We start from the raw sequence: 16,850 nt of genomic DNA, 5'->3' as shown, positions 1-16,850 counted from the left end.
GTAGTCGAAGGTGGTCTGCTGGAGCTGCGGCAATATCTGCGTTGTGCTGAACAGCACCGCGCCGACCGCCATCATCACCAGGAAGGATGTGCCGAACTGGCGGGTGAAAACCAGCCGCATGTCGACGATCGGATCGCGATGGCGAAACTCCCAGGGGATCAGGAAAAAGAACGAGACGGCCGAGATCACGGCGAATGTCGTGATGAAGCCCGACGCAAACCAGTCGTTGCGCTGGCCCTCGTCAAGGAAGATCTCAAGGGATCCGAGCGCCAGCACGACGAAGATGAAGCCGATCCAGTCGATCTTGAGGCCATCCTTCAGCCTCTCCTGGCGCTCGCGCTCCAGCACGTCTGGTTCGACCAGCAGCCATTGCACAAGGGCCAACGACATGATGCCGAAGGGCACGTTGATGAAGAAGATCCAATGCCAGGAGAAATGGTCGGTCAGCCAGCCGCCGATGGTCGGCCCGACCGTCGGTGCAACGATGACGGCGATGCCGTAGAGCGCGAAGGCCTGCGAGCGTTTTTCGGGCGGGAAAGTATCGGCGAGGATCGATTGCTCGCTGGGCGCCATCCCACCGCCGCCCAGCCCCTGAAGGATGCGAAACAGGATCAGCATTTCCAGGTTCGGCGCGAGGCCGCAGAGCAGCGACGCGAGGGTGAAGGTAGCGACGCAGATCATGTAGTAGCGTTTGCGGCCGATCACGCCGGCGAGCCAGCCGCTGATCGGGATGATGACGGAATTGGCGACCAGATAGGTGGTGATGATCCAGGTGCTTTCGTCCATTCCGGCCGCGAGGCTGCCGGCTATGTTGCGCAGCGCCACATTGGCAATGGACGTATCGAGCACCAGCATGAAGGTGGCGATGGAGACGACGATGGCGATAAGCCAGGGATTGCGCCCGCCCGCGGCGGACCGGCTTTCGCCGGCTTGCGCGGTCGCCTGGCCGGTCATCGCACCTTGACCGTCGGCACGACGGACATGCCGGGCCCGAGCAGCAGGCCGGTCTTCTTGTCGAAGACGATCTTCACGGGCACGCGCTGCACCACCTTGACGAAATTGCCGGTCGCGTTCTCTGCGGGCAGCAGGCTGAAAGCGGTTCCGCTGCCGGCCTGGATGCTGTCGACGTGGCCCCTGAAGGTCTGCTCCGGGTAGGCGTCGATATCGATCTCGACGGGCTGGCCAGGCCGCATAAGGTCGAGTTGTGTTTCCTTGAAGTTGGCCTTCACCCACACGTCCTCGGGCACGAACATCATCAGCACTTGCCCCGGTTGGGCATATGCGCCCACGGCGGCGGATATGTTCGTCGCCCGTCCGGCCACCGGAGCGGTGATCGAGGTGCGGGAAAGCGCGGTGCGGGCCTGCTCTTCGCTGGCATGGGCCTGGTCGAGTTTTGCCGCCACGCTTTTGCGCTGGGCCTCGAGGACGGCGACTTGTCTCTGGGCCGCCACGACGTTCGCCTGCGAGCTGTCGAGCGTCGCCTGGGCCTGGCGAAGCGTCGAGGCAGCCTGTTGCGCCTGCTGCAGCGTTCCGGTTCCCTTGGCAAGCAATTCGCTGTTGCGCTGATTTTCGGCTTTCGCGAAATCAAGCGCTGCCCGGCCTTGCGACACCTGCTTCTGGGCTTGGTCCACCTTGGCCTGCTGCGCTTCGATCTGGGCTGCGATGTCAGCGGTTTCGGCGTCGGCCTGCGCCACCTGCGCCTGAACCTGCTTGAGGGATGCCTGATAATCCCTGTCATCGATGCGCAGCAGGACATCGCCGGCCTTTACGCTCTGATTGTCGGTCACCGCCACATCGGTGATGCGGCCGGCGATTTCGGCACCTATGGTTACGGTACGGGCGTCGATGAAGGCATCGTCGGTCCATTCATACTGTCGCGCCTGGAGCCACCAGATTATCGCTGCGGCCGATGCCAGCAGCAGAACAAGGATGACCGCCGCGGTGACGTAGGGGTGCCGCCTGAGCGAGCCGAACAGGCCCTCTTTGTTCCCGGCGGAAGCATCGAGGTCCTGTTTCGGTTGTGGGCGCGACGAGGCGCGCTTCGGTCGTGCATCGGGGCGACGTTTTGTTTGAGGTCTTTCGTCGACCGGTGCGACGTCTGGAGAATTCGTGTCCACGTTAGCGGTCCGCGGTAGGGTTGGTGCGGCAAAAGCCGCGTACTGGAAGGACGTAATCAACGGACCCGCGTCCGAAAAAGTTCCTGTTTCAGATTGAGGGTTTGTGGCCGGCCGCGCTAGGCGAAGTGCAGCAGCATCATCACCAGCACGATGCCGACAAGTCCCGCAATGAAGATGATACGGCGCGTTCGCGTTCGCAGGATAATCTCGCCTTGCCGCGCATCCTCTGCGGAAAAACAGGCCCCTCCTTGTCGGGATCGTTGCTCATGAGCTGCTCCTTCCGACGAATTTGGAGTGTCTCAGGCAGCTAAACCTGCTCATCCCGGCAAGGTTCCCCAGAAATCACGGGAGCTGACGGCCGGGGTCACGCTTTGCCAGCCGACAAGCGCAAGCCAGTCCGGGCCACGCCGGGCGCGCCATCAGTCGGCCGGCAACGCATAGGCGATCACGTCGTCGCCGACCTTCGTCTCCATGAAATGATGACCGCCGGGCGCGATGACGACATATTGCCGGCCGCCGACCTCATAGGTCATCGGGGTGGTCTGGCCGCCAGCGGGCAGATCCGTCTGCCAGACCACCTTGCCGGTCTTGATGTCGATGGCGCGCAGCTTGTCGTCCGTCGCCGCCGCGATGAAGATCAGGCCGCCGGCGGTCACGAGCGGCCCGCCATTGTTTGGCGTGCCGATATCCAGCGGCAGCATGGACGGGATGCGCCAGGGGCCATTCTCGACCGCCTCGCCGAGCGGCTTGTCCCAGAGCGTCTTGCCTGTCTTCAACTCGATGGCACGGATATGGCCGTAAGGCGGCTCGGAACAAAGCAGCCCCGTCGAGAGGCGCCAGCCCGCGTTGACGGCAATGGCGTACGGCGAACCCATCTGCGGGTCACCCATGTCCTTGGCCCTTTTCGAAGCGCCGCCCTGTTCGATCGACCTGAAGCCTATCTGGTCCGCCTTTTGGCGCGGTATCAACTGATCATAGTTGGGCATGTCGTTGTAATTGGCGACCAGGATGCCGGCATCGGTGTCGACGGCGACGCTTCCCCAGTCGGAGCCGCCATTGTAGCCGGGATATTCGATGAAAGGCTTGTCCACCGTGGGGGGCGTATATTCGCCCTGGTAGGAAGCCTGCCGGAACTGGATGCGGCAGTAGAGCTGGTCGAGCGGGCTCATGCCCCACATATCCTTCTCGGTCAGCACAGGCTGGTCGAGATGCGCATAACCGGAATAAGGCTGCGTCCTGGACAATTTCTCTGGTTCGACGCCGCCCGACGGCACCGGCCGTTCTTCGACCGGGAACAGCGATTTTCCGGTCTTGCGGTCGAGCACATAGATCTGGCCCTGCTTGCTGGGCACGATGATTGCGGGAACCTTTCCATTGACTGACGGAAAATCGACGAGTGTCGGCTGCGAACCGAGGTCATAGTCCCAAAGGTCGTGATGGACGGTCTGAAAATGCCAGACCGGCTTGCCCGTCGTGACATCGATGGCGACGATTGAGGAATTGTATTGGTTTTCGAAGTCCTTGCGATCGACGCCGTAATAGTCGACGGCGGCGTTGCCGAGCGGCAGGAAGACATAGCCGAGCTGCGGATCGGCGGCGGCTACGGTCCACATGTTCGGCGTGCCGCGCGTGTAGGTATCGCCCTGGGGCGGTGCGCCCGTGCGGTCCGGATGGCCCATGTCCCAAGCCCAGACCAGTCTCCCCGACATCACGTCATAGCCGCGCACGACGCCTGACGGCGCATCCTCGGCCTGGCCGTCCTGCACCTGGGCGCCAAGCACGGCAATGCCGCGCACGACGGTCGGAGGCGCCGTCACCGAATACCAGCCGGGCACGGTCTTGCCGAGCCCCTGGGTGAGATCGACGACGCCCTGCTGGCCGAAATCGCCACATGCCTTCCCGGTCCTGGCGTCGATGGCAATCAGCCTTGCATCGAGCGTGCCCCACAAGATGCGTGTTGCGCATGGTCGATCGGCGCTTGCGCCTGGAACGGCGTAGTAGGCGACGCCCCGGCAACTGGCGCCGTATGGGATGGCGGCGTCGGATACCTTCGGATCATAGCGCCACTCCTCCTTGCCGGTTGCCGCGTTGGCCGAGATGACGATGCCCTTGGCCGAACATGCAAACAGGTGCCCGTCCACTTCGAGGGGGGTGTTTTCCGGGGAGTATTTGTCGGTCGCCGCCTTGCTTGGCATATCGCCCGTGTGGAAATCCCAAACTTTGGTCAGCTTCGCGACGTTGTCGGCGGTGATCTGTTTGAGAGGCGAATAGCGGGTGGCAAGTTCCGAGCCGCCATAGACGGGCCAATTCGGTCCAGCCTGGTGTATCGCGACATCGGGCTGAGGGCTGACCGGAGACTGACCAGATGCGCTTCCTGCGGCGGGTGGCGTGACCGGGGTAACCGGGGATGCCTCCTGGGATTGTGCCGAGGGCGTGAAATGCTGAAGCCCGATCGCGCAGCCGACAATGAAAAGGGCAGCGGATGCGGTTGCGCAGCCGCGGTCGCGAACCCGTTTCGCGTGCCCGGCGCGAAAGGCAGGCAAGGTCAAAAGAACGAAGATCAGGATGACCGTCGGCGCGAGCACCCGGGGCATCAACCCCCAGCCGTCCATGCCAACTTCCCAATAAGCCCAGGCGAGCGTCGCGATCCAGGTCAGGACGTAGAGCCAGACTCCGGCGGCATTGCCGCTCAAAAGCAAAACACCCGCCGCCAGGAGAGCCACTCCGGTGGGCAAATAGTACCAGGAGCCGCCCAGCGCGACGAGCCAGGCGCCGCCTGCGCCGATCAGCAGACCAAGTATTGCCAGCAGCACACCCACGAACATAGTCCACCAGAAGGCGACGCCGGAGCGACGCCTGTCCGCGAGATTCGGATTGGCAGAAGTCATGACAGCATTTCCATTACGACAGGCTCATGATTGTTTCGAACGCTGGCCGTCCCGCATGGTTGCGATCGGCCGCGGTTTTCGAGGGTGCTCCCAACTCACCATTTTGTGAGCATTCCGCGCCGACGGAACCTTTGTCGCTTTGCCGCCGTTAGGCGCTCGATCCAAAAGCTTGTTCCAAGCGAAAAATCGGCGAGGATGCCGCAGGTCTTTTCCAGCAACGCCAATGGGATTGCCCGCTTCTTTCTGTGGGGTGTTTGCTGTTTCGCGCTTCTGGCGGCCGTCGGCGGCACGGCGTTTTTGCGTTCAGGGTTCGTTACCGGCGTGGGGCAACCGGTGGCCCAGGCCGTTCCGTTCAGCCACAAGCATCATGTCGGCGATATCGGACTGGACTGTCGTTATTGCCACAACGGGGTCGAGACATCAGCCTCGGCGGGGCTGCCGGCGACAGAAGTGTGCATGACCTGTCATTCGCAGCTCTTCACCAATGCCGAGATGTTGGCGCCGGTGCGCGCAAGTCTCGCCTCGGGACAGCCGCTGCAATGGCAGCGGGTCAATTCGGTGCCGGATTTCGTTTACTTCAACCACTCCATCCATATCGCCAAGGGCATCACCTGCGAGACCTGCCATGGCGCGGTCGACGAGATGCCGCTGACGCGACGGGCGCATTCATTGTCGATGGAATGGTGCCTTGGCTGCCACCGCGACCCCGGTCCCAACCTTCGCCCGCCGCAAGCCGTTTTCCTGATGCACTGGAAGCCGCCTGACGACATCGAGCAGATCCGGCGTTCCCTGATCAGCGTGCTCGACATTCATCCCGAGACCATGACGGATTGCTATGTCTGCCACCGTTGACCGAAATCCGGCTTTCGATCTTGCGGCATTGCGGGTCGCCGCGGCGGGGCGCGAGCCATGGCGAAGCATGGACGAACTGGCTGACACGGCGGAGTTCCAGCGCTTTGTGGAGGCGGAATTCCCCGCGATGGCCGATCCCCTTCAGCCTGGCTTCGACCGGCGCACCGTCCTGAAACTGATGGGTGCATCGCTGTCGCTGGCCGGACTGGCCGCCTGCAGCGAGGCCGAGAGCATCGTGCCTTATGTCCGCCAGCCGGAGAACATCATTCCCGGCCGGCCGCTCTACTACGCGACAGCCCTCTCCAGCGACGGCTACGGCATCGGAGCCGTGATCGAGAGCCATGAAGGCCGGCCGACAAAGGTCGAGGGCAACCCGGATCATCCGGCATCGCGCGGCGCCACCGATGCCGTCATGCAGGCGGCGGTGTTGTCGCTGTTCGATCCCGAGCGATCTCGCACGCCGCTCAAGCTGGGCGAGCCCGCAAGTTACGATGAGTTCCTGAAAGATATCGCCGAACTGGCTGGTGGATTCCTCGCTTCAGGCGGGCAAGGGCTGGCATTGCTGCTCGAGGCGACGACATCGCCGACGACGAAGGCGCAGATCGCGGCGCTGAGGGTGCGCTATCCCAGACTTCGCGTCTTCCGCCACGATCCGCTTGCGGCCAATTCCGGTGAACAGGGAACGGGTACATTGTTCGGCAGGCCGTTGACGGCGATCTACCGTTTCGACCGCGCCGATGTGATCGTCAGCCTGGATGCCGATTTCCTGGGCGATGGTCCGGGGCGCCTGGCCTATGCTCGTGATTTCGCGCAGCGGCGGCGGGTGCGCAAATCTACGGACACGATGAGCCGCCTCTATGTCGTCGAGACGACTCCCACCATCACGGGTGCTGCCGCCGACCATCGCCGAGCTATCAGGCCAAGCGCCGTCGCAAGCGTTGCGGCGGCGATCAAGGCCGCCCTCGATGGCGACAATGCCGCGGCCGGCTTGTCGCCGCTCGGTCCGGAATGGACAAACGCGCTTGCCGACGATCTGCGCGGCGCCGGCCGCAATGCGCTTGTGGTGGCCGGAGCGCACCAGGCACCGTCCGTGCATGCCTTGGCCCTAGCGATGAATGCCAGGCTTGGTGCCCTTGGCAACACGCTGCAATTGATCGAGCCGCCTGATGCCATGCCGGTGGATGGCGATCTTGCAACGCTCTGCGGGGCCATCACGGATGGTTCGATCGACAAGACCGTCGTGCTCGGCGCCAATCCCTTGCACACGGCGCCATCGGACATCGATGCACGGAAGGCTTTTTCGAGCCTGAAGCTTCTTGTCCACTGGGGACTCTACCGCGATGAGACGGCGTTTCTGGCTCGCTGGCATATCCCAGCCGCGCACGAGTTGGAGAGCTGGAGCGATATCCGGGCCTATGACGGTACGGTTTCGATCGTGCAGCCGCTCATAGAGCCTCTGTTCGGTGGCAAGAGCCTGCATCAGTTGCTTGCCGCGCTGGGCGGTGAATTCGGCGCCAATGCGCAGGCACCGGTGCGCCGGACGTGGGCCGCCATGGACGAGGTGGCCTGGCGCAAGGCGCTGCGCGACGGCATCGTGCCGAACACTGCTGCTGGTCCCGCTGCCGTTTCGGCACCGCCGGATAGCGATGGCTCGGCACCCAATGCCGCCACCAAAGGGTTGGAGGTTCGCTTCGTCGCCGATCCCTGGCTTCGCGACGGCCGCCACGCCAATTCATCCTGGCTTCAGGAATTGCCCCGGCCGTTAAGCAAGCTCGTCTGGGGCAATGCGGCGCTGGTCTCGCCAGCCACCGCGCAGCGCCTGAGGCTCGAAAACGGGCAGGTGGTCAACCTGGCGCGGGACGGCAGGACGCTGGACGCACCCGTCTGGATCACGCCGGGACAGCCTGACGACACAGTGACGCTGTCGCTCGGTTTTGGACGCAAGGCCGGCTCGGTAGCGGCACTCGCAGGCGGCTACGATGCCTTCGCGATCCGGACCAGCGATGCGCCATGGTTTGCCGACGATGTCGTCCTGAGCCCGCGCGGCGGTTCGGCGCGTGTAGTCACGACCCAGCATCATCAAGCGATGGAGGGCAGGGCGATCATCCGCCATGCTTCGCTCGATGCGTTCAGGGCAAATCCCCATTTCGTGCGCGACCACGCGCCCCCAGCGCCCATGGAATCGCTCTACCCCGACTGGAGCTACGACCAGGAAGCCTGGGGCATGTCGATAGACCTGTCGGCCTGCATCGGCTGCATGGCCTGCGTGTCGGCCTGTCAGGCTGAGAACAACATCGCAACGGTGGGGCCGGACGAGGCGGCACTCGGACACGAAATGCACTGGCTGCGCGTCGACCGCTACTATGCGGGCGGGCTCGACGATCCGGACATGTTCTTCCAGCCAGTGCCGTGCATGCATTGCGAGAAGGCCCCCTGCGAGGTCGTCTGTCCGGTCAATGCGACCATCCATACGCATGACGGTCTGAACGCGCAGGTCTACAACCGCTGCATCGGCACGCGCTACTGTTCGCAGAACTGTCCCTACAAGGTGCGGCGGTTCAATTTCCTGGAGTACCAGGAGTTCGACAATGACAGCGCGGGACCGGAGCAGGCCGTCCACAATCCCGATGTCACCGTGCGTTCGCGCGGCGTCATGGAAAAATGCAGCTACTGCGTACAGCGCATTTCGCAAAAACGGATCCGCGCCCAGATCGAGAACCGGGAGATCGAGGACGGTGAGATCGTCACCGCCTGCCAGCAGGCGTGCCCGACAAAAGCCATCACCTTCGGCGATCTCAACAGGAAGGATTCGCAGGTCGTCCAGGAAAAGGCCTCGCCACACAATTACGCGCTGCTCGAAGAACTGAACACAAGACCGCGCACCACCTATCTGGGCAAGGTCAGCAACCCTAACGACAGGCTCGCCGCGACATCCGGCTCGGAGGGCGGCGATGGCTGACGTGGCCGCCCGCAGGACGAGCAAAGGCATGACACCTGTGCTGCGCGGGCGTCACGATTTTCCAGAGATCAGCGGCCGTATCAGCGCGGTGGTCCTGCAAGGGAAGTTGCCGCGGTTCTTCTGGTCGGCGTTCTTCGTCTGCTTCGCATTCGTATTGCTGTTCCTCTATTCCATCACCTACCTGGTCTCGGTCGGCGTTGGCGCCTATGGGGTCAACATTCCCGTGGTCTGGGGCACGATGATCTCGAGTTTCGTGTGGTGGATCGGCATTGGCCATGCCGGTACGCTGATCTCGGCGGTGCTGCTGCTGCTGCGCCAGCCCTGGCGCGCCTCGATCAACCGCTTCGCCGAGGCGATGACGCTGTTTGCCGTGGCGATGGCCGGCCTCTACCCTATCCTGCATCTTGGCCGGCCGTGGTTCTTCTATTGGCTCCTGCCCCTGCCCAACACCCACATGCATTGGCCACAATGGCGCAGCCCGCTGGTCTGGGACTTCGCCGCGATTTCCACCTACGCCACCGTCTCGCTGCTGTTCTGGTATACGGGATTGCTGCCTGATCTCGGCGTGCTGCGCGACCGGGCGAAGTCGCGTGGCGGGCAACTTTTCTACGGCGTCCTCGCGCTGGGCTGGCGCGGCTCGGCCTATCATTGGGCGCGATACCGAACGGTCTATTTCCTGATGGCGGCACTCGCAACACCGCTGGTCGTTTCGGTTCATTCGATCGTCGCTCTCGATTTCACCTTCGCCATCACGCCGGGCTTCCATTCGACGATCTTTCCGCCCTATTTCGTCGCCGGCGCGCTCCTCTCCGGCTTCGCCATGGTGCTGACCATAGCCATTCCCTTGCGCTGGGCATTCGCTGTGGAAGACCTGATCACGCCGCGCCACATGGACAACGCCGCCAAACTGATGATCGCGGCCGGCATGGTCGTCATTTACGGCTATACATCGGAAGCGTTCTTCTCCTGGTATTCGGGTGAGCCTTACGAGCGCGCGATGATGGTCCAGCGCGCCGTCGGCCCTTATGCGCCGCTGTTCTGGACCATGCTCTTCTGCAATTGCGCGGTGCTGCAACTGCTTTGGTTTCGCCGTGTGCGATCCAATATGCCGCTGCTGTTTTCGATCGCTCTGGTCATCAACATCGGCATGTGGCTGGAGCGCTACATCATCGTGGTGACCGGCCCGAGCCGCGACTACCTGCCGTCGTCCTGGGGCGAGCAGTCGCTGACCTGGCTCGATTTCGGCATCCTGTTCGGATCGATCGGCACCTTCTTCGCGCTGGTCTTCCTGTTTATCCGCATCCTGCCGGCGATAACCATCTTCGAGGTCGAGGAACTGGCCGAGCAGAAAGGCGGCGCGGCATGAGCGTCCATGGCGTCATCGCGGCTTTCGCCGATCCGGATGCGCTGACCAGGGCGGCGCAAGCGATGCGCGACAAGGGGTACCGGCATATGGATGCGTTCTCGCCGTTCGAGGTGCACGGCCTGACAGACATATTGGGCATGCGAAAGACACGGCTGCCATGGGTCATGCTGGCGGGTGGCGTCGCCGGCGGCGTGCTGGTCTATGCATTGATCCTTTATTCCGTCGAGATCGACTATCCGGTCAATGTCGGCGGCCGGCCGCTGCATTCCTGGCCGCCGTTCACGGTCATCGCCTTCGAAGCCGCGATCCTGGCCAGCGTGTTTGCCGGCTTCTTCGGCATGCTGGCCGAGAACCGGCTGCCGCAATATTATCACCCCGTCTTCAACGCCGAGAGCTTCACCTACGCGAGCGGCGGCAAGTTCTACCTGCTGATCGAGGCCACCGACCCGAAATACCGCAAGGGCGTCACCAAGGGGCAGCTGACACGGCTTGGCGCCGAGACGGTCGAAGAGGTGGCGATATGAACCCGCGGCTGCTTTTGCCGGTTTGCCTGCTCCTCGGCGCCTGCAAGCAGGACATGGCCGACCAGCCTCGCTACGATCCGCTCGAAAACAGCAGAGAGTTCGCCGACGGCATGTCGGCAAGGACACCGGTCGAAGGCACGGTGACGCGTGACGCCGACCTGGCGGCGACGCCGGACAAATTCCCGTACCCGATCACCATGGCACTGCTTCAGCGTGGGCAGCAGCGCTTCGACATATTCTGCTCTCCCTGCCACGGCCGCACCGGCGACGGGCACGGGATGGTGGTCAGGCGTGGTTTCCCGCCGCCTCCGACCTACCATCAAGATGCGCTGCGCAAGGCGCCGGACCGGCATTTCTACGACGTCATCACCGACGGTTACGGTGCAATGTATCCCTATGCCGCGCGTGTCGAGCCGCGGGACCGCTGGGCGATCGTGGCCTATATCCGGGCGCTGCAATATTCGCGACATGCTGCGGCCGGCACGCTGCCCGAGTCCCTTCGCGCGAAACTCGACGCCGAGGCGGCACGATGAAGCGCGCCGCCCGGCCCGACGGCCATCTCGTCCTGCTGCTCGCAGCGGCCGCCGCGGGGCTCTGTCTGTGCGCGGCCGGGCTGCTCGTCGCCGCGCGCGCGACACTGGCCGGCTGGCTGACGATGGTGGTGTTCCTGCTCGGATTGCCGCTTGGCGCAATGACCCTGGTCATGGTGCACGGGCTGACCGGCGGGCGCTGGGGCGACGCGTTGCGGCCGCCGCTGCGCGCGGCCGTCGCGACCTTGCCTGTCGCGCTGCTGTTGATGCTGCCGGTGCTTGCGCGGCTCGATCTGGTCTTTCCCTGGGCAGGGGCCGACCCGGCGGCGCTGACGGAAGCGGTGCGCCAGAAACTGACCTATCTCAACGTACCATTCTTCGTCGTTCGTTTCATCGCCTGTGCTCTCGTCTGGCTGGCGCTGGCCTGGCTTGTACTTGGCTGGACGGCGCCCGGTTCTGCCGCAAGCAGGACCGGCGGCGGCTACGCCATCGGGCTCGTCGCGCACGGCTTTGCCGTGACGGTGTTTGCCATCGATTGGATGATGTCGATAGAGCCGGATTTTTACTCCACCATCTATGCGATGCTCGAAGCGGCGGCCGAGGTCGTCGGCGTGTGCGGGCTGGCGCTGGCGGTGCTTTCGGCGGGCCGTGCGATCGAGTCGGCGCCGGGTGGCGAGGAGGACGTGGCGCTCGGCGAAGACCTCGCCAACATGATGTTCGGCTTCATGCTCATCTGGGCGTATCTGGCATTCATGCAGTGGCTGGTCGTCTGGGGCGGCGACCTGCCCGACGAAATCCATTGGTATGTCATCCGTGGTCGAAATGGCTGGCAGTATCTGCTTTGGCTGCTGATCGCGCTGCAATTTGCCTTGCCCTTCGCCGGTTTCCTGAACCGCTCCGTCAAGCGCAGCCGCGTTGGCCTGATAGGGCTCGGCGCGTTCCTGCTGGCCGGACATTTCGCCGATGTCGCCTGGCGCGTCCGGCCGGCTTTGTCCGCCCTCGGTGCAGGAGTGTCGTGGCCGGACCTCGCGGCAATGGTCGGCGCGGGCGGCGTCTGGTTCGGGTGCTTCGTCTATATCTGGACCAGGCCTGATCGCATCGTCGTCTGGCGCGGGAGACTGGCCCGTGGCTAAGGTCGTGCGTCATCCCGAAACACGCGATGTCTGGCCGAGGGCGCTCGTGCTCATTGGCCTCGGCCTGCTTGTCTTCCTGGCGCTCGCCGCGCTTGGGCTGAGACTGATTTTCGATACGGCCCCGTTCTGGCCACTTGCGGGCACGCAGATGAACGGCAGCGCCGCAGGTCCCGCCTTGCAGGATTTCCCCGGGGCCGATCTTGCCGCGTTCCGTCAGCAGGAAGATCGTGAACTCGGCATGCTTGCATGGGTCGACCGCAATGGTGGCATCGCGCGCATTCCGATCGACGACGCCATGAAGCTGATCGCCGCGCAGGGACTGCCGGAGGCGGTAACGCCCGCTGCGGCCGGTGAGGACTGCGCCTTGCTCGAAGGCCAGGTTCCGCGCGCGCCGCAGGCCGGCATTTGCCGCGCCCGAGCGGACGCGGCGCAGCCAAACGCCAGGGCGCCGCAGCAGGGCCAGGCCGCACCGGCCATGGGGGCGAGGCCATGAGGCGTTTGGTCCTGCCGCTCGTGCTCCTGGCTGCAATGACCGCCAGCGTGCGCGCGCGGCCGGTTTTCGAACCGCAGATCGGCGCGCAGCTCAGCCTCGACACAGTCTTCCGCGAGGCTTCGGGCGGACGGCAGACGCTTTCCGGCATTCTCGGCGGGCGGCCGGCGCTGCTCATCTTCGGTTACGACAAATGCCCCAACCTCTGCGGCGTGACCCAGCAGGCGGTTGCCTCGGATCTGAACAAGACCGGCCTCGATCCCGCGACCTACCACGCTCTCTTCGTCTCGATAGATGCTTCCGAGACCGTCGCGGATGCGGCGTCCATCCAAGCCGAAGTCGGGCGGTCCGCCGGTCAGGCAGGGTTGTCCGCGTGGCGCTTCTTGACCAGCGAGGATGGCGCTGGCGCCGCCCTTGCCGTGGAGGCCGGCATCACATTCGACCGGCGCGACCGGATCTCGCAATATGTCCACCCGATCGCGGTCATCGCGCTGACGCCGCAAGGCCGCATCGCGCAAGTACTTCCGGCGCTGAGTTTCGAGCCGCGAGATCTCAGGCTTGCCCTGGTCGAGGCGTCGGCCGGGCGGCTTGGCTCCATCGCCGATCACGTCTTTCTGCTGTGTGCCGGCTTCGATGCATCAAAGGGCCAGTACACGCCAGCGGTCTGGGCAGTCGTGAAGGTGACTGGCATGGCGACGCTGCTTGGCCTTGGCGCCACCATCCTCGTTCTGTCGCGAAGGAGGCCGATTTGACGTTCGGCATCCCTTTTACGCCGCCGCAGGCCTCCTCGATTGCCGGCAGTGTCGACGCCCTGTTCTACGTGCTGCTTGCCTTCACCGTCGCGCTGGGCGTCTTCCTGACCAGCCTGGTCGTTTTCTACGCCGTCAAATATCGCGCCGGCTCCAAGGTGGAGCGAACGGGGGAGCGTGCGCGCAGCACGCCGCTCGAGGTGACCTGGACAGTCGCCAGCCTGCTGATCGCTTTCACCATCTTCGGATGGGGAGCCGTGCTGTTCCTGCGCCGCGAACACCCGCCCCTTGACGCACTCGAGATCGCCGGCCTTGGCAAGCAATGGATGTGGGAGTTCCGTCATCCTGGCGGCCAGCGTGAAATCAACGAACTGCATGTGCCGGTCGGCAAGGCGGTGATCGTGTCGCTGGCATCGCAGGACGTGATCCACTCATTCTTCGTACCTGCCTTCCGGGTCAAGCAGGACGCGGTGCCGGGGCGCACCACGCATGTCTGGTTCATCGCCAGCGAGCCCGGGCGGTATCATTTGTTCTGCGCGCAATATTGCGGCACCCAGCATTCGGAGATGGGCGGCTGGGTGACCGTGATGCCGCCGCAAGAATATGCGGCGTGGCTGGGCAACCAGGGCCAGGGTGAAACGCTTGCGGCCGACGGCGAAAAACTCTTCCGCGCGCTCGGCTGCTCCGGCTGCCATGGCAATTCCAGCAAGGTGAGGGCGCCGGATCTGGCTGGGGTCTTCGGACGGCCGGTGGTCTTGGACAATCAACAGACCGTCATTGCCGACGACCGCTATTTGCGCGATTCCATCCTCAATCCGAAGAAGGAGATCGCCGCCGGGTATGAACCCGTGATGCCGAGCTTTGACGGCCTTGTCGACGAGCAGGAGCTACAGATGCTGCTGGCGTATCTCAAATCCCTGTCGCCGCGAGCAACCAGGGAAAGCGGGGCGACCCAATGAGCAGGCAAGCCTTGGCGCCTTCGAGCTATCTGCATGGGGAGGCCGGACCTGCCGCCTGGCTCTTGACCACCGACCACAAGCGCGTCGCCTGGCTCTACCTGATGTCGCTGACGGCGTTCTTTTTTCTTGGCGGTGCCTTTGCCGTGATGATCCGGATCGAACTCGCGTCGCCTGCGGGCGATCTGGTATCGGACGATGTCTATAACAGGCTGTTTTCCCTGCATGGCATCATCATGGTGTGGTTCTTCCTGGTGCCGTCGATCCCCGCGACGCTCGGCAATTTCCTGCTGCCGCTGATGATCGGCGCGCGCGATCTCGCTTTTCCGCGGCTCAATCTTGCCAGCTGGTACGTGTTCATCTTCGGCAGCGCCTTTGCCCTGGCCGCGGTGCTCGCCGGCGGTGTCGACACGGGTTGGACCTTCTACACGCCGCTCTCGACGCTCTATGCCAACGGCTTCGTTTCGATGGCCGCGCTGGGTGTCTTCATCGTCGGCTTCTCGACGATCATGACCGGCATCAACTTCATCGTCACCGTCCACACGTTACGCGCGCCGGGGCTGACCTGGTTCAGACTGCCGATCTTCGTCTGGACGATGTATGCGACCGCGCTGGTCATGGTGCTGGCGACACCGGTGCTGGCCGCCTCGCTGATCCTGATCGTGCTGGAGCGTGCCTTCGGTATCGGCATCTTCAATCCCGCTCTGGGCGGCGACCCGCTGCTGTTCCAGCATCTGTTCTGGTTCTACTCACATCCCGCGGTCTACATCATGATCCTGCCCGGCATGGGCGTGGTTTCCGAAGTGCTGCCCTGCTTCAGCAAGCGCCCGCTGTTCGGCTACAAGGCGGTGGCGATGTCTTCGATGGCGATTGCCGTGTTCGGCTTCCTGGTCTGGGGTCACCATATGTTCGTATCAGGCCAGTCGGCCTATGCCGGCATCGTGTTCTCGTTCCTGTCGTTCTGCGTCGCGATCCCCTCGGCGATAAAGGTGTTCAACTGGACGCTGACGCTGCGCAAGGGCGAAATCACTTTCGAGACGCCCATGCTTTATGCGCTGTTTTTCCTGGCGCTGTTCACTTTCGGGGGGCTGGCCGGCCTGTTCCTGGCCGCTCTCGCCGTCGACGTCCACGTTCATGACACCTATTTCGTCGTGGCGCATTTCCATTACATCATGGTCGGCGGCATGGTGACGGCCTACATGGCGGGGTTGCATTTCTGGTGGCCGAAGATCACCGGCCGCGTCTATTCCGAAACCTGGGGCCGTATCGCCGCGACCGTGACCTTCCTCGGCTTCAACCTGACTTTCTTCCCGCAATTCGTGCTCGGTTTTCTCGGCATGCCGCGGCGCTATCACACCTATCCGCCGGAGTTTCAGTTCTGGCACGTATTGTCCTCGGCCGGCGCGGTCGTTCTGGCCGTCGGCTATCTTATGCCGCTGCTCTATCTCGGCTGGTCGCTGTTTCGCGGGACGCGGGCGCCGGCCAACCCGTGGGGCGCGACCGGCCTTGAATGGCAGACGGCTTCGCCGCCGCCCCCGCATAATTTCGACACCATGCCCGTGGTCAGGCGGCAGGCCTATGACTATGCCATGAAAGGCCTGAGGCACGAGACGTTCAGCCCGCACAGGGACGAAGCCTCATGAGCGGGCCGACCGAAAGCATTGCCTTCGATACACGGGCCCGCGAGAAGGCGGCCGATGCGTTCGGCATGTGGATTTTCATCGGCTCCGAGGCGATGCTGTTCGGCGCGATCGTGCTGGTGTTCCTCTACGCCCGATTGAGCTATGGCGCGGCATTCGCCGCGGCGTCGCAACATCTGTCATTGCCGCTCGGCACGCTGAATACGGCGGTTCTGATCACCAGCAGCTTCGCGATGGCGCTTGCCCATATGTTCACGGCTGCCCGGCGTTGGCGGCCCGCCTTCTGGGCCTTGATGTCCACGAGCCTGCTTGGCTGCATCTTTCTGGTGATCAAGGCCGTCGAATACAGCAAGGAATTCAGCGAGGGCCTGGCGCCGGTGCTCGGCGCGCCGTTCCGCTTCGCAGGCCCAGATCCGGCCCATGCCGAATTCTTCTTCGCGCTCTATTTCGCCATGACATCGCTGCACGCGCTGCATCTGATAGGCGGCATCGCGGTGATTGCCGGCATGCTGTTGCTCTGGCCGAGGACCGCGCAGGCGAGCCGGGCGCGCCGCGTGCAGGCGATCGGACTCTACTGGCATTTCGTCGACATCGTCTGGGTGTTCCTGTTCCCGGTCCTCTATCTGATCAACCGGGCCTGACGACG

The 16,850-nt window shown here is 63.8% G+C and carries 14 protein-coding genes; 11 read left to right on the top strand and 3 right to left on the bottom strand.

The genetic code is table 11. The features are described 5' to 3' along the window. The 3 genes from FJ428_RS08300 to FJ428_RS08285 all read right to left on the bottom strand — a co-directional run. Positions 1 to 954 (bottom strand): DHA2 family efflux MFS transporter permease subunit (locus tag FJ428_RS08300; RefSeq protein ID WP_140527986.1); only part of this gene is annotated, 954 nt, incomplete at its 3' end. Next, on the bottom strand, positions 951 to 2,117 hold the full coding sequence (locus tag FJ428_RS08295) for an HlyD family secretion protein (RefSeq protein WP_140556194.1): 1,167 nt from the start codon (positions 2,115 to 2,117) through the stop codon (positions 951 to 953). The genes FJ428_RS08300 and FJ428_RS08295, both read right to left, overlap by 4 nt. A 419-nt stretch (positions 2,118 to 2,536) precedes the next feature. After that, positions 2,537 to 5,005, bottom strand: a complete 2,469-nt coding sequence (locus tag FJ428_RS08285; RefSeq protein ID WP_140675671.1) for a membrane-bound PQQ-dependent dehydrogenase, glucose/quinate/shikimate family — start codon at positions 5,003 to 5,005, stop codon at positions 2,537 to 2,539. A gap of 195 nt (positions 5,006 to 5,200) precedes the next feature. Between FJ428_RS08285 and FJ428_RS08280 the strand changes: the two genes are divergently transcribed. The 11 genes from FJ428_RS08280 to FJ428_RS08230 are packed head-to-tail and all read left to right on the top strand — an operon-like array spanning position 5,201 to position 16,845. Then, positions 5,201 to 5,857 (top strand): cytochrome c3 family protein, encoded by a 657-nt coding sequence (locus FJ428_RS08280; RefSeq protein WP_140879251.1) that lies wholly within the window; start codon positions 5,201 to 5,203, stop codon positions 5,855 to 5,857. Beyond that, positions 5,841 to 8,816 carry a TAT-variant-translocated molybdopterin oxidoreductase gene (locus tag FJ428_RS08275; protein WP_140879250.1) on the top strand — a complete coding sequence of 992 codons (2,976 nt, stop codon included), beginning with the start codon at positions 5,841 to 5,843 and terminating at the stop codon, positions 8,814 to 8,816. Before FJ428_RS08280 ends, FJ428_RS08275 begins: the two co-directional genes overlap by 17 nt. Beyond that, positions 8,809 to 10,182, top strand: coding sequence for an NrfD/PsrC family molybdoenzyme membrane anchor subunit (nrfD, locus tag FJ428_RS08270; RefSeq protein WP_140879249.1), 1,374 nt, complete (start codon positions 8,809 to 8,811; stop codon positions 10,180 to 10,182). Before FJ428_RS08275 ends, nrfD begins: the two co-directional genes overlap by 8 nt. Beyond that, entirely contained in the window at positions 10,179 to 10,706 is a 528-nt protein-coding gene (locus FJ428_RS08265) for a DUF3341 domain-containing protein (RefSeq protein WP_140518005.1), read from the top strand. The genes nrfD and FJ428_RS08265 overlap by 4 nt, the downstream gene beginning before the upstream one ends. Next, positions 10,703 to 11,239, top strand: a complete 537-nt coding sequence (locus FJ428_RS08260; RefSeq protein WP_140556188.1) for a cytochrome c — start codon at positions 10,703 to 10,705, stop codon at positions 11,237 to 11,239. The genes FJ428_RS08265 and FJ428_RS08260 overlap by 4 nt, the downstream gene beginning before the upstream one ends. Next, entirely contained in the window at positions 11,236 to 12,369 is a 1,134-nt protein-coding gene (locus FJ428_RS08255; RefSeq protein WP_140879248.1) for a hypothetical protein, read from the top strand. Before FJ428_RS08260 ends, FJ428_RS08255 begins: the two co-directional genes overlap by 4 nt. Continuing rightward, positions 12,362 to 12,862: a hypothetical protein gene (locus tag FJ428_RS08250; RefSeq protein ID WP_140496129.1), complete on the top strand. Its 501-nt coding sequence runs from the start codon at positions 12,362 to 12,364 to the stop codon at positions 12,860 to 12,862. Before FJ428_RS08255 ends, FJ428_RS08250 begins: the two co-directional genes overlap by 8 nt. After that, positions 12,859 to 13,611, top strand: a complete 753-nt coding sequence (locus tag FJ428_RS08245) for an SCO family protein (protein ID WP_140518008.1) — start codon at positions 12,859 to 12,861, stop codon at positions 13,609 to 13,611. Before FJ428_RS08250 ends, FJ428_RS08245 begins: the two co-directional genes overlap by 4 nt. Then, the gene (gene coxB / locus FJ428_RS08240; RefSeq protein WP_140657032.1) at positions 13,608 to 14,567 is read left to right on the top strand and encodes a cytochrome c oxidase subunit II; all 960 of its coding nucleotides are present in this window, start codon (positions 13,608 to 13,610) and stop codon (positions 14,565 to 14,567) included. The genes FJ428_RS08245 and coxB overlap by 4 nt, the downstream gene beginning before the upstream one ends. After that, entirely contained in the window at positions 14,564 to 16,207 is a 1,644-nt protein-coding gene (gene ctaD / locus FJ428_RS08235; RefSeq protein WP_140879247.1) for a cytochrome c oxidase subunit I, read from the top strand. The genes coxB and ctaD overlap by 4 nt, the downstream gene beginning before the upstream one ends. Beyond that, positions 16,204 to 16,845 (top strand): cytochrome c oxidase subunit 3, encoded by a 642-nt coding sequence (locus tag FJ428_RS08230; RefSeq protein ID WP_140522225.1) that lies wholly within the window; start codon positions 16,204 to 16,206, stop codon positions 16,843 to 16,845. The genes ctaD and FJ428_RS08230 overlap by 4 nt, the downstream gene beginning before the upstream one ends. Positions 16,846 to 16,850: the final 5 nt, after the last annotated feature.

The sequence above is a fragment of the Mesorhizobium sp. B2-8-1 genome (genome assembly GCF_006440955.1).
Lineage (GTDB): Bacteria > Pseudomonadota > Alphaproteobacteria > Rhizobiales > Rhizobiaceae > Mesorhizobium.
The sequence above is the reverse complement of the archived record's forward strand: the minus strand, read 5'-3'. Positions and strand labels throughout refer to the sequence as shown.

Excerpts from the sequence above, each read along its gene's own strand:
- FJ428_RS08285 (WP_140675671.1), bottom strand. The coding sequence starts at position 5,005 with ATGACTTCTGCCAATCCGAATCTCGCGGACAGGCGTCGCTCCGGCGTC.
- FJ428_RS08280 (WP_140879251.1), top strand. The coding sequence starts at position 5,201 with ATGCCGCAGGTCTTTTCCAGCAACGCCAATGGGATTGCCCGCTTCTTT.
- FJ428_RS08275 (WP_140879250.1), top strand. The coding sequence starts at position 5,841 with ATGTCTGCCACCGTTGACCGAAATCCGGCTTTCGATCTTGCGGCATTG.
- nrfD (WP_140879249.1), top strand. The coding sequence starts at position 8,809 with ATGGCTGACGTGGCCGCCCGCAGGACGAGCAAAGGCATGACACCTGTG.
- FJ428_RS08265 (WP_140518005.1), top strand. The coding sequence starts at position 10,179 with ATGAGCGTCCATGGCGTCATCGCGGCTTTCGCCGATCCGGATGCGCTG.
- FJ428_RS08260 (WP_140556188.1), top strand. The coding sequence starts at position 10,703 with ATGAACCCGCGGCTGCTTTTGCCGGTTTGCCTGCTCCTCGGCGCCTGC.
- FJ428_RS08255 (WP_140879248.1), top strand. The coding sequence starts at position 11,236 with ATGAAGCGCGCCGCCCGGCCCGACGGCCATCTCGTCCTGCTGCTCGCA.
- FJ428_RS08245 (WP_140518008.1), top strand. The coding sequence starts at position 12,859 with ATGAGGCGTTTGGTCCTGCCGCTCGTGCTCCTGGCTGCAATGACCGCC.
- ctaD (WP_140879247.1), top strand. The coding sequence starts at position 14,564 with ATGAGCAGGCAAGCCTTGGCGCCTTCGAGCTATCTGCATGGGGAGGCC.
- FJ428_RS08230 (WP_140522225.1), top strand. The coding sequence starts at position 16,204 with ATGAGCGGGCCGACCGAAAGCATTGCCTTCGATACACGGGCCCGCGAG.